Annotated in this window: 9 protein-coding genes; 5 read left to right on the top strand and 4 right to left on the bottom strand. The window is 67.9% G+C overall.

Annotated features, from left to right (window positions below):
* Window positions 1-331 precede the first annotated feature (331 nt).
* Window positions 332-1,153 (bottom strand): DUF1266 domain-containing protein, encoded by an 822-nt coding sequence (locus NV1_RS29940; protein ID WP_067898904.1) that lies wholly within the window; start codon window positions 1,151-1,153, stop codon window positions 332-334.
* A 327-nt stretch (window positions 1,154-1,480) separates the two neighbouring features.
* On the opposite strand from NV1_RS29940, the gene NV1_RS29935 reads away from it, so the two are divergent.
* Window positions 1,481-1,732, top strand: a complete 252-nt coding sequence (locus tag NV1_RS29935) for a DUF2277 domain-containing protein (protein ID WP_067898901.1) — start codon at window positions 1,481-1,483, stop codon at window positions 1,730-1,732.
* A gap of 114 nt (window positions 1,733-1,846) precedes the next feature.
* On the opposite strand, the gene NV1_RS29930 is transcribed toward NV1_RS29935, so the two are convergent.
* Window positions 1,847-3,172 carry a PucR family transcriptional regulator gene (locus tag NV1_RS29930; protein WP_067898917.1) on the bottom strand — a complete coding sequence of 442 codons (1,326 nt, stop codon included), beginning with the start codon at window positions 3,170-3,172 and terminating at the stop codon, window positions 1,847-1,849.
* A gap of 782 nt (window positions 3,173-3,954) precedes the next feature.
* On the opposite strand from NV1_RS29930, the gene NV1_RS29920 reads away from it, so the two are divergent.
* From NV1_RS29920 to NV1_RS29910, 3 genes are read left to right on the top strand one after another with little or no spacing between them, the layout of a single operon-like run.
* Window positions 3,955-5,565 (top strand): aldehyde dehydrogenase family protein, encoded by a 1,611-nt coding sequence (locus tag NV1_RS29920; RefSeq protein ID WP_084525930.1) that lies wholly within the window; start codon window positions 3,955-3,957, stop codon window positions 5,563-5,565.
* Complete coding sequence (locus tag NV1_RS29915) at window positions 5,562-6,401, top strand: SDR family oxidoreductase (protein ID WP_067898895.1); 840 nt, start codon at window positions 5,562-5,564, stop codon at window positions 6,399-6,401. The genes NV1_RS29920 and NV1_RS29915 overlap by 4 nt, the downstream gene beginning before the upstream one ends.
* 25 nt (window positions 6,402-6,426) lie before the next feature.
* Window positions 6,427-7,302: a PfkB family carbohydrate kinase gene (locus NV1_RS29910; protein WP_067898893.1), complete on the top strand. Its 876-nt coding sequence runs from the start codon at window positions 6,427-6,429 to the stop codon at window positions 7,300-7,302.
* Here NV1_RS29910 and NV1_RS29905 read toward each other — a convergent pair.
* Window positions 7,287-7,970 (bottom strand): nucleoside/nucleotide kinase family protein, encoded by a 684-nt coding sequence (locus NV1_RS29905; protein WP_067898890.1) that lies wholly within the window; start codon window positions 7,968-7,970, stop codon window positions 7,287-7,289. The two genes, NV1_RS29910 and NV1_RS29905, sit on opposite strands and share 16 nt — an antisense overlap.
* A gap of 219 nt (window positions 7,971-8,189) precedes the next feature.
* Window positions 8,190-10,550, bottom strand: a complete 2,361-nt coding sequence (locus NV1_RS29900) for a serine/threonine-protein kinase (RefSeq protein WP_067898910.1) — start codon at window positions 10,548-10,550, stop codon at window positions 8,190-8,192.
* Between the two features lie 190 nt (window positions 10,551-10,740).
* Between NV1_RS29900 and NV1_RS29895 the strand changes: the two genes are divergently transcribed.
* Complete coding sequence (locus NV1_RS29895) at window positions 10,741-12,174, top strand: amidase (protein ID WP_084525925.1); 1,434 nt, start codon at window positions 10,741-10,743, stop codon at window positions 12,172-12,174.
* The last annotated feature ends 190 nt before the right edge of the window (window positions 12,175-12,364 follow it).

Below are 12,364 nucleotides of genomic sequence, written 5' to 3'. Positions count from 1 at the left end.
TGGGGTTAATCTTGCTGAGCCTTTCGCTTCGCGGGCGACTTCCAGCCCGACAGAGACGATTCGCCGCTGGGCGCGCTGGTCATCGCCTCGCTTCGCTTCGGTGAAGGTTAGGTGTGATCCGCGCCGGAGGCCGCTGGGGCTCGTCTTGCTGCACCCCTCGTTTCGCGGACGGCTTCCCGCGGACGGGAACGCTTCGCCACTGAGGGCGTCGGTGGGGCGGCCTCAGCGGGTTCCGTTGATGGGGGTTTACGACAATTGGTCCCGAGTCGGCTGTCCGGGCGCGTGTAGCTGGTGACGATTCACACGGATTGCGCGTGAATCCGTGGCTGCGTCACTCCGATTGCAGGGTGACTCGGCGCCACGGGGAGGTCTGGCGCTGCCACAGGCGGATGAGTTCCAGGCGGCGGTCGACGCCGCCGGATTTGAGTTCGGCCAGGTCTTCGCATGCTTGCCAGTAGGTCCAGCCGGTCAGGTAGGCGTCGCCGAACTGCCGCCAATTGCGGTAGCGGCGTTGGGCGGGGGTCAGGGCGCGCATCACGTATTCCCAGGCCACGTCTGCGTCGAGGTATCCGGCGGTGAAGGCCATCCTGGCAACAGCGACCACGCGGGCCAGATCCCAGGCCTGGATGTCGGCGGGCAGCGGCTGCACCAGATGGTCGACCAGATCCAATTTGATCGCCTGGGACCAGATGTCGTAGTCGCGCACCAGCGCCTCGGGATTGTCCATCCCCCGAAACGCACCGACCTGACGCAGGAACGCCCGCTGCCGATCGGCCCGTTCACCGAAACGATCCCGTTCGGGCGAGTTGATCCCGGCCATGACCAGCGGATGCACCATCGCGTACAGCGGGGAGTGCATGCCGTCCAGCAGCTGTTCCATCGAGGCCATCGCCTCGGCTCCGTCGGTGATGCCCCATGCGCCGGTCAACGTGTCGATCGCCAGCTCGCGGCGATCACCGAGGGGATGCTCGCGCTCGGGTCCGAGCAGCAGCGCGTCGTGGAAGGCGTCCCAACGCGCCGAATAGAACGCGCCCAGTGACAGGGCCCGCAGCTCGTCGTCGGAGATCTGCGCGCCGGACCAGTGATCGTCCTCGCGCTGATCGAGTTCTTCGTACGGGAATGTGGTCAGTGTCGGCAGGTCGCGGGCAGCCATATCTCCGATTGTGTCCCATCGATCTCGGCGGGGCCCGGTATTCGCCGGACAGTCTCCGATTGCCTCGGATTCGCTCATGTCACAAATACGCCTCCCAGCAAACTGCGCCAACCGGTGACACCGAAATCAGCCGGGCGGGCCGTCCCGGGTGCCGCCGAAACGAACATCGCGCAGGTCCGTTCCCCCTGGATAACACCGACCCCGAGTCTGCGGCCCGGCCCGATTCCGGACCGTCGGAACCGATGCCGAAGATCAGCAACACAGAGTTTTCACATTAGCCGCTCGTTGCGCTGTCATGCGGGCTGAGCGAGGGCTAGTCTCGGCGCCATGTGTAGGAACATCACCGTCCTGCGTGGGCTGGAACCTGCCGCGACCGATCAGGAGATCTACGCGGCGGCACAGCAGTACGTGCGGAAGGTCGGTGGGCTGACGGGGCTGTCCTCGACGACGAAACCGGCCTTCGACAAGGCGGTCGCGGCCGTCGCGGCGGCGACGACCACGTTGCTGGCCGAACTGCCGGAGCGGCGAGTGTCCCCCTCGACCGAACCGCCGCTGCGCCGCCTCGCCGCCACCGACTGACGCCGCCGCCCCGAACCGGGCACGCCGCACCCGCAGTGTCGCGGGCCGCTGCCGCATGCCCACCACACGCCCTTCCGAACGGCATCGCGGCCCCTGTCATCGCACCACCCGCGTTCAACCGTGCCCCTGGACCCCGTACACCGCCGCGCAGTCCAGGGCGAGTTCCAGGTGCAGGCCGCGTTCCTCGATCGGCCGACCGAGCAGTTCGGTGATCCGCTGCAACCGATAGCGAACGGTATTCCGGTGCACGCCAAGCTCTTTCGCCGTCGCATCCGGACTCCGGCGGCAGCGCAGATAGGCGTGCAGCGTCTCGCGCAGGCGGGCGGCGTTCACGCCCGGCCGGGCCAGGGCGCCCAGCTCCCGATCGATCAGCGCGCGCATCGCGGCCTCGTCGGCGCCGACCAGATAGGCCACCTCGACCTCCGGATACCGCAGTATCCGGCCGAGGTCGGATACTGCGCGTTCGGCGACCTGACGCGCGGCCATCGCCTCGCGGTGGCTTTCCCGGAACCCGGTGATATGCGCGGCCGGACCGCCGACCGCTAACCGCACCGGAGGTTCGACCACGTCGGGCAACCGGTCGAGACCCACATCCGAGTCGACACCGATCCACGCCCACAGCGCGCTCGCACCGGACGGGACGGTGAGCGCGCCGCCGCCCAGGGCCGCGGCCAGCCGCGCGACCACCCGGTCGAGGATTCCGAAGGTCTCCGTGTCGCCGGGATCGGCCGGAGCCGGGTCGGCGTCGCCGACGAGCCAGGCGACTTCAACGCCGGGCATGAGAATCCCGCTGCCGGGCGGAGCGATCCGCGGCTGATGCTCATCGGTCCACAGCACACAGGCGATATGCCGACCGGAGAGGCGGTAGCCGAGCCGCGCGGAGGTGGCGTCGACGTCCGGGTCGGCGCCCGCCAGCAGGGCGCGAACGATCTCGGTGCGCTGATTCAGCGCGGCGCGCAGACCTCGCTCGCGCTCCTGCATATAGGTCCCGGTGAGCGCCTCGACCGAACTGCTCACCCACAGACTGGACCGCTCGAACAGTCGCAGCAGCACCGAACGTTCGATATCCGGTGGGGGATGGCGATTTTCGAGTGTCTCGGTCAGGTAATCGAGTACGGCCTCCTGCCCGAGGTAGTAGACCCGAAGCAGCAGTCGCAGATCGTGACCGCGCCGTGCGACCGTACGAGCGAAGGCGTGCGCCTCGGGCGGCACCGGATAGTCCATCCGATCCTGGGTCAGACCGCCCAGCATCACCATCGCGTGCGCGCGTGTACTGGCAGCCAGATCGTGTCGCATATCCCGATCGGCGAGTTCGGGCAACTGGCCGATGATCGCGGCGTCGAGCCGGTCCACGACCTGATCGAGGGTTTCGGTGCGCAGCGTTTCGGCGACGAAATCGGCGATCCACTGCCGGACCACAACGGCGGTCTGCGCACTCACCACGACGCATCCTCCGATTTTTGTCCCCCGATTTTCGGCCGCAATGCACAAAAACGCCGGGAATAGTTGACCGTAACTGCCAAGAACTCCACACCCGATTGTGCCACGATCATAGGCCAGTGAACTGATTCACATTTGCCCCCAAGTAGCCCACGTGGGAGAACCAGATCGTGTCCGAATCCGAACCGCGCAAGTCCGCGGCCCGCAAGTCCACCGGCAGCACACCGGCGCGGAAGACCACCAAAGCCACAACCGCCAAGAAGACCGCCGCCAAAGCCACCCAACCCAAGTCCACGGTGGCGAAACGCACACCGGCGAAGAAGAGTCCGACGAAGCGCGCCACGGCCGGAAAAGCCACGGCGACAACCCCACCCGCAACGGGCAGCGAAGGCCAGGCAGACACCCAGATCGAGACCACCGCTGCCACAGCCACACCCGCCTCGACGGCCGATACCGCACCCGACACGACGGCGACGACCACGAGCACGACCGGCGCCCCCGATGGGGATGCTGATTCCAGGGAATCGGTCACCGGCACAACAGCGCAAGGCGATTCGGCATCCTCGGCCGCCGCAACCGAGACCGCCGCGAATGACACGGCGGCTGAGGGGCCCACGGCCGCAGGCGTTTCGGGGGATTCCTCGATGGGTGCGAGCGCCGCGTCCGACGGCGAACGAGTCACCGCGACCGCCTCGGAAACCAGCGCAACCGCCGAGGAACCGGCCGCCGACGCGATCGCAGCCGAGGAGCCTAGTGCCGAAGCGCCCCCGGAGGAGAACGTGATGAGCGAGAAGCTCGAGGTCGCCGACAGTTCGAGTTCGGATGCCACTGGGAACGAACAACCCGGTGGCGCGGAGCGGGACGAGATCGCGGTGCGTAATCCGGCTACCGGAGAGGTCGTCGGGTCGGTCCCGGCGCAGTCGGCCGGTGAGGTTGCGGCGGCGGTTCGGGAGTTGCGGCTGTATCAGGCCGAGTGGGAGGCGCTGGGCGCCTCGGGGCGTAAGAAGTGGCTGCTGAAACTGCAGGATTGGTTGATCGACAACACCGATCAGCTTGCCGACGTGGTGCAGTCCGAAACGGGTAAGCCGCGGGTGGACGCGCTCATCGATTCGAGTTTCGCGGTGGATCTGCTGGGCTACTACGCGCGGCGGGCCGGGAAGTTCCTTGCCGACGAGCATCCTTCGCCACACAGTCCGCTGGCCCGGGTCAAGCGGCTCACCACGGTGTATCGGCCGTATCCGGTGGTCGGGGTGATCACGCCGTGGAACTTCCCGCTGGCCATGCCCGCACTGGACGTGATTCCCGCGCTGGCAGCCGGGGCCGCGGTGCTGCTCAAGCCGTCGGAGGTGACGCCGCTGTCGGCGCTCGAGCTGGCGCGCGGCTGGGCCGAGATCGGCGCACCGCCGGTGCTCACGGTGGTCACCGGAGGCGGGGAAACCGGTGCGGCCGTTGTGGATTCGGTCGATTACGTGCAGTTCACCGGCTCCACCGCGACGGGTAAGCGGATCGCCGCGGCGTGCGCCGAGCGGCTCGTGCCCTACAGCCTGGAGCTCGGTGGCAAGGATCCGGCGATCGTGCTCGCCGACGCCGATATCGACCGCGCCGCATACGGAGTCGCGTTCGGCGGACTGTTCAACTCCGGTCAGGTCTGCATCTCGGTGGAGCGGGTGTATGTCGAGGCCCCGATCTATGACGAATTCGTCGAAAAGCTCACCGCCCATGTGCGCGACTTGCGTCAGGGCGCGGACGGCCGCGAGCCGGAGAACGAACTGGGCGCGATGGCGAACGAAGCACAGAAGGCCATCGTCACCCGGCACATCCAGGACGCGATCACCAAGGGCGCCAAGGTATTGACCGGCGGTAAGGCGACCGGAGTCGGCACATTCTTCGAGCCCACCGTGCTGGTCGACGTCGATCACGAGATGACGTGTATGACCGAGGAAACCTTCGGCCCCACGCTGCCGGTGATGAAGGTCGCCGACGAGGCCGAAGCTGTTGCACTGGCCAATGATTCGATCTACGGCCTATCCGCGTCGGTGTGGACCGGGGACAAGTCGCGCGGGGAACGTGTTGCGCGACAACTGAATGCGGGCGCGGTCAACATCAACGACGTCTTCGCCAACCTGTTCAACTTCGCCCTGCCGATGGGCGGCTGGCAGCAGTCCGGCGTCGGCGCGCGCTGGGGCGGAGCGGAGGGCCTGCGCAAATACTGTCGTAAACAGGCGATTACGACGCCGATGCTGCCGACCCAGCAGAAGGAACCGTTCTGGTTCCCGTACAGCTCGGGAAAACTCGTTTTCGCGCTGTCCGCCATGCGAGCGGCGGGCGCGCGTGGCATGCGCCGACTGGGCGTGCTCGATGTGATCAATACCGTTGGAGGTAAGGGCAAATGACCGATGTGAGCATCATCCGCGACAAGGTCGTGGTGATTACCGGCGGTGCCCGCGGCATCGGCCTGGCCACCGCGAAGACGTTGCAGCAGCTCGGCGCGAAGATCGCCATCGGTGACATCGACGAGACGGCGGTCAAAGAGTCCGGCGCCGCATCGGATTTCGAGCACTACGGCCCGTTGGACGTGACCGACCAGCGGTCTTTCAGCGACTTCCTGGACGAGGTCGAACGGCAGCTGGGCCCGATCGACGTGCTGATCAACAACGCCGGAATCATGCCCACCGGCAAGGTGATCGACGAGCCGGACGCCCTGACCCGGCGCATCCTGGAGATCAACGTCTACGGCGTCATCCTGGGTTCCAAGCTGGCCCTGGCGCGCATGCTGCCCCGGCACAGCGGGCACATCATCAATATCGCCTCGCTGGCCGGTGAGACCCACATTCCGGGGCTGGCCACCTACAACGCCAGTAAGCACGCGGTGCTCGGCTTCAGCGATACGCTGCGCGAGGAATATCGCGGCAGCGGGGTGGCGGTCTCCTCGGTGCTGCCGACGTTGACCAATACCGAACTGGGTTCGGGCGTCACCGCGCCCAAGGTGATGCGCGCGGCCGAGCCGGAGGAGATCGCGGCGGCTATCGTCAAGATACTGGTCTCGCGGCGATCGAAGGTCCGGGTCACCACCGTGGCGGGGGTGATCTCGCAGATCGTGGGGCTGCTCCCGCAATCGGTCGGTGACGCGATCGGTCGCTCGCTGGGCTCACAGCGCGCCTTCCTCGACGATGTCGACGCCACGGCGCGCAAGAAGTACGAGGACCGGGTGCGTGGCACCGAGGACTGACCGGTCCGCGCGCTAGGGTCGTGCCATGGCAACAGCGGTATTCGTCGGGTTGTCCACACTCGATATCGCCTATTCGGTACCACGGTATCCGGACGAGGACTCCAAGACCCGGGCCCAGGACCAGTTCCTGGGCGCCGGGGGTCCCGCGGCCAATGCGGCGGTCGCCTACGCGGCCCTGTCCGGGCGCACACCGGCACTGGTCACCGCGCTCGGCGAACATCAACTGGCGCAACTGATCCGGCACGACCTCGACGAGTTCGGCGTCGCCACGATCGATGCGACACCCGGTGCGCGACATCGCCCGCCGGTGTCCTCGATCGTGGTGGCGACCGAAACCGGCACTCGCACAGTGGTTTCCCTGGACGGGTCACAGATAGCCGCTTCCTTCGACCCGACCCACGCGGGTCCGGTCAACGACGCGTCGGTCGTTCTGATCGACGGCCACTATCCCGAACTGGCCTTCGGCTTCGCCACCGCGGCCCGCACCCGCGGCCTCACCGTGATCCTCGATGCCGGACGCTGGCGGGACATCCACGCCGAACTGCTTCCCCTGGTCGATATCGCCATCTGCTCGGCGGATTTCGCCCCGCCGGACCGCACCGGCGACCTGTTCGACCACCTGCATGGACAAGGTGTCCGCTGCGCCGCGGTGACCCGCGGTGGCGAAGCCATCACCTATTCGATGCCGGGCGAACGCGGCGCCATCGAGGTGCCATCGGTCTCGGCGATCGACACCCTCGGCGCCGGAGATATCCTGCACGGCGCCTTCTGCCACTATCACGTTGCGGGCCAATCTTTTCCGCAGGCGCTACGCAGTGCCGCCGCGATCGCCGGCCTGTCCTGTGCGTACCTCGGCACGCGCGAATGGATTCGCGCCCTTCCCGATCACGCGAGGCGGTAGTGCCGCCCTTCACCATAGAGGACCAGATCCGCGCGATCGCGAGTCGCGGCAACCAGCTCGGCATTCACCAGATCGCTGCGGGCGACTTTGTCCGCGGCGAACCCGGCGCTCTTGCCGCCGCTGATGTGCCTGTGTAACAACCGCTTTCGTATTGCCTCGGCCGGAACGTCCAGATACCAGACCTCGTCGAGGCAGTGTCGCACCGCCGACCAGCGCGCCGGGCCGACGTCGTCGAGCAGCAGGTAGTTCCCCTCGGTGATGACGATCCGGTGCCGGTCGAACACCACCCCGCCGGGCACCGGATCGTGCCGCTCCCGGTCGTATCGCGGCCACGAAACCGGTTCTCCCGGGGGTGTTTCCCGCAACCGGCGCAGACCCGCGAGGTATTCGGCGACATCGAACGTATCCGGTTCCCCCTTGCGCGCCACGGCCCCCGCGATCCGCAACTCGGCATTGCTCAGATGAAATCCGTCCATCGGCGCGACCTCGGCAACCGGAGCGCCCGCCAGCGCATTCACCGCATCCCGCAGCGCCTCCGCGAGCGTGGACTTACCGGCCCCCGGCGGCCCCGCGATCCCGAGCACGAACCGCCCGCGACACCCCTGCGCCCGTTCCCACACCCGCCGCGCCAGACCGTCGAGTGATATCTCGGCATCGTTGCGCGTCATATCGCCGACCCTACCGGCGGACCTGCTGGACGGCCCCCGCCGACGAACGACTCGCACCCGACCGCACCCCTGCCGCCCGCACTCCACCGCCGGACGCCGATCCGGGCAGCGGGGCCGAGGCACCGGACCGGGCCGCATCGGTCGCAGGCGACCGCGACCACGGTCCGCCACAGCTCACCGGCACCCAACCGATCACGTGCTCGCCCGGCAGGGGCCGTTTCACGACCGATCGGCCGCCGCCGAGGTTCCCGCCGCACGTTTGGCCACGGCCGGGTCCACCACCCGCTGCAACGCCTGCAGGTCGGCTTCCAGAGCGCGGAACAGCACGTACGCGATCAGGAAGGCGATGATCGCGCCCACGCACAGCACGCGCACGGTCGGGATCACCGATTGCATGTCCTCGGAGGACAGGAAGGTCAGGCCGGCGACGGCCAGCAGCGGGACCGATGCGGCCAGGGCCAGGAAGGCGGTGCAGCGGCGGCCGAGACGACGCAGGTGGGCAGCATCGCCGGTGGCGATATCGCCGTGCCGAAGGAACATCGGGTAGATGCACCGAACCGTATAGAAGTTGACCAGCAGATACGGATAGGCCACTGCCATCGCACCGCAGATGAGCACCGAGGCCAGGAAGTGCACCACCGCCTGCGTGGTGACCTCGCCGGTCGCCAGCTGCAGCGTGATCGGAAAGGTGATCGCGGCCAGCGCCCACAGCGAAAAGCACACCAGCACAGCGCGATCCCCCAGTAACAGGGCCGAGGATCTGGCCTCGGCCATGAGCTTCGAGTCCACATCACGCCCCTTGCGCAGCCTGTGCGGCACGGAGAACAACCGCCGCGACAGATACACCACCACCACGATCCCGACCGGGAACAGAATCGAGTTGACGATGGTGGTCAACCCGATGAAGTAGTGCTGCGCCGGAAGACTGAGCCGATCGATGATCAACATCCGGTTGTGCTGAATATTGAACAGCGAGGCGATCACGTTCGGCACCCCGATGGCCAGCACCACCACGGGCACCAGCCAGGGCCGCAGCCGCCGCCGCCAGCTCGACGGCGGCGGATCGACCAGATCCCGGCCCCGCTTGTCCAGGCACAGTTCGAACTGCTGGGCCAGTTCCGCGCCATCGGCCCAGCGGCGCTCGCGATCGGGTTCGAGGCAGGTCAGCAGAACCCGGCGCAGCGCCGCCGGGCAGTCCTGCGGAATCCGATCGATGGCCGGTCCGCCCACTCCGGCGTGGCGGCGTTCCAGCATCGCCGACAACGTGGTGGCGTCCCCCGCTTCGCCCGGGGTGGTGTCGTCGAAAGGCTTTGCGCCGGTGAGCAATTCCCACAGCACCACGCCGAGGGAGTAGATGTCCGAGCGGGTGTCGAGGTCCGCGGCGGTGCGCTCACGCTCCGGATGACACGCCTCGAGCTGTTCGGGCGACATGTACGCCAGCGAGCCGCCGAAGTAGGCGACCGGACTGTCTCCGGCGAGCGTGCGGCTGAAACTGATGTTGAAATCCGCGAGTTTGGGCACCGCCTCCGCGGTCAGCAGCACGTTGGCCGGCTTCACATCCCGATGCAGCACACCCTGCGCATCGGCGTAGCACAGCGCCTCGGCGAGCCGGCGCCCGAGCCACGCCACCGTCTCCGGCCACGACAGGCCCAAGATCTGCGCGCGCACAGTCGAATCCGCGGGCCGGATCTCGCCCTTCTCCTCCATCGCCGCATCCACCGCGTCCAGCAGCAACTGTCCGGTGCGCTGTTCGGGCGGGGTGGCCCGGACCCAGCGCAGCACGCTCAGCAGCGTCCCGCCGGGCAGGAATTGCATGTACAGCAACCGCAGGCGGCGCGAGGCCGGATCGCCGATGCCGGGATCCTCCAGCAGACGCTGATCGAAGACTCGCACGATGTAGTCGTGGTCGAGCTGGGCCAGGGTCTGTGGTTCGGTCCCGCGATCGGCGGAGATCTTGACCGCGACCAGACGTTGCATGGTCCGCTGCCTGGCCAGGAACACCCGCGCGAACGCCCCGCTGCCCAAACCGGTCAGCAGATCGAAATCGTCTACGCGCTGGCCGATTTCGAAACGATCCAGGACGTCTCCGGAGGCGGCGAGCGGCGCGGCGGTGAGGCCGGCGGTGGTTCGGGTCACCTCGTCGGCCTGCAAACCGGTGGCCGTCAGCTCCGGACTCGCCCGCCGGGTGCTGCGATCCTCGTCGTCGGCATTGAGCAATCCCCGGAGCTCGGCGGCCTGATCGGGATATTCGCGCAGGCATTCCCGGGGATCCACCCGATCGCCGCTGTGCCGCCGGATGACGAACTCCTCGTACACCAGCCCCGCCGGAATCGATCGCGGCGCGAGTTCGGGAAATTCGGAACAGTAGTCACGCAGCCGCTTGGGCGCGGCCGGCGGAGCTTCGCTGTCCCGGCCGCCCAGCGGATTGCGCAGCCAGCGATGCCGCAGATCGACGCGGATCAGCTCGATCAGTGCGACCAGACGCAATGTCTGCGCATCGGGTAGATAGTCCGCGATGCGCGGCGGCTGCCCGGCGGACTCCCAGGCCTCGGCGAAGTCGGCCACGGTGGCGAATTCCATCGCGGCTGCGACCGGACCGAACCGGTCGGCGGCGTCGGAACTGTTACTCATCTGTACACCTAACACCCGGACCGAAGCGAGATTCCGCCACACCCCACATCATCATCCCCCTACCGCCGCCGAAATGATAATTTGCGCATCAGCACTGAATCAGCCCATATCGACCACGACGCGACGGGGGCTCGACAGTATGCACAACGAGGGCTCCGCGATAGCGGACGCTACCCCGGCCACATCGGTGCCTCCCGCCGCGCGGGCGGTATCGACCGATCTTCCGGAAACCGCCACCGACATCGCGGCGGCGATTCGCGACGGAGCCGCCGATCCCGAGCAGGTCGTCGCTACGGCCCTCGAGCGCATTCGCGGCGCAGATCCGAAAATCAACGCTTTCACTGTGGTCCGTTCCGAACGGGCCGCCGCCGAGGCGCGCGCATTGGCCGAACATACCGATCTGGAAGCGCTGCCGCTGGCGGGTGTGCCGATCGCGGTGAAGAACAACATCGACGTCGCCGGTGAGGTGACCCGGAGCGGTTCGCTGGCCGGCGGCGAACGTCCGGCCGCGACCGATCATCCGGTGGTGCGGCGGCTGCGCGCGGCGGGCGCGGTGGTCGCCGGACTGACCGAAATGTGCGAACTCGGCTTGTTCGGCACGACCGACGCACCTGAGCGCATCACCCGCTCCCCCTGGAACACGAGTTACAGCGCGGGCGGTTCCTCGGGCGGAGCCGCGGCGGCGGTGGCGGCCGGACTGATTCCGGTGGCGCACGGGAACGACGGACTGGGTTCGGTCCGCATCCCCGCCGCGGCCTGCGGTGTGCTCGGGGTGAAACCCGGGCGGGGCGTGGTGCCCGCCGAGATCGGTCTCGACTCCTGGGGCGGTATGACCGAGAACGGCGTCCTCGCGACGACCGTCGCCGATGCCGCGCTGGTGTTGTCGGTGCTGGCCGATCAGCCCGCGCTGGCCGATCTGGAACCACCCACCGGACTGCGGGTCGCGCTGGCCGCGGGTTCGCCGTCGCGGCTGATCCGGGTCGACGAACAGTGGGTGCGAGCCGCCTCCGATGCCGCGCTGACCGCCCGGGCGGCCGGGCACATCGTGCAGGAGGTGCGGCTGCCCTATTCCGGTGCGGCGCTCGCGCTGGCGCTGCGCTGGGTCGGCAATGCCGCGCGGGAGGCGGCCGCGATACCCCACCCGGAACGACTACAGCGGCGCACCCGCACACATGCTGCCGTGGGCCGTGCGGTGTTGCGCGCCGGATTGATCCGTCCCGGACAGGTAGATCGCATCGAATCCCGGCTGGTCGACTTCTTCGACCAACACGATGTGGTGATCACCCCGACACTAGCCGCCCCGCCGCCGCGCGCGGCGGCCTGGCATCGTCGCGGCTGGTTGCGCAATACGCTTGCGAGCGTTCGGTTCTCACCGTTCACGCCGCTGTGGAATCTGGTCGGCTGGCCCGCGTTGAGCGTCCCGATGGGGCTGCATCCGCGCACCGAGACTCCGGTGGCCGCGCAGCTGGCGGGCCCGCCGGGCAGTGAATCCACCCTGCTCCGCCTGGCCGCCCAGCTCGAAGCCGAACGTCCTTGGCAGCGGATAGTACCGCAATCTGCCGCAACGAAATAACGCCGCACCGGCTTCGCGCAACCACAACCCGTCAACCTCGTTCCGCCAACTCAGGACGACGCCGACACCAGGACGACGCCGACACCAGGTTCGCGGCCGGTATCGCCGCTAGGGCATGGCGGTGGTGTCTCCAGAAGCAGTCGACCGAAGGTCACCGGGGCTCACCCACCCCGAACAGCGCCGACACCAG

The sequence above is a fragment of the Nocardia vaccinii NBRC 15922 genome (assembly GCF_001613305.1).
Classification (GTDB): Bacteria; Actinomycetota; Actinomycetes; order Mycobacteriales; family Mycobacteriaceae; genus Nocardia; species Nocardia vaccinii.
This window is presented reverse-complemented; position numbering and strand designations above follow the sequence as displayed.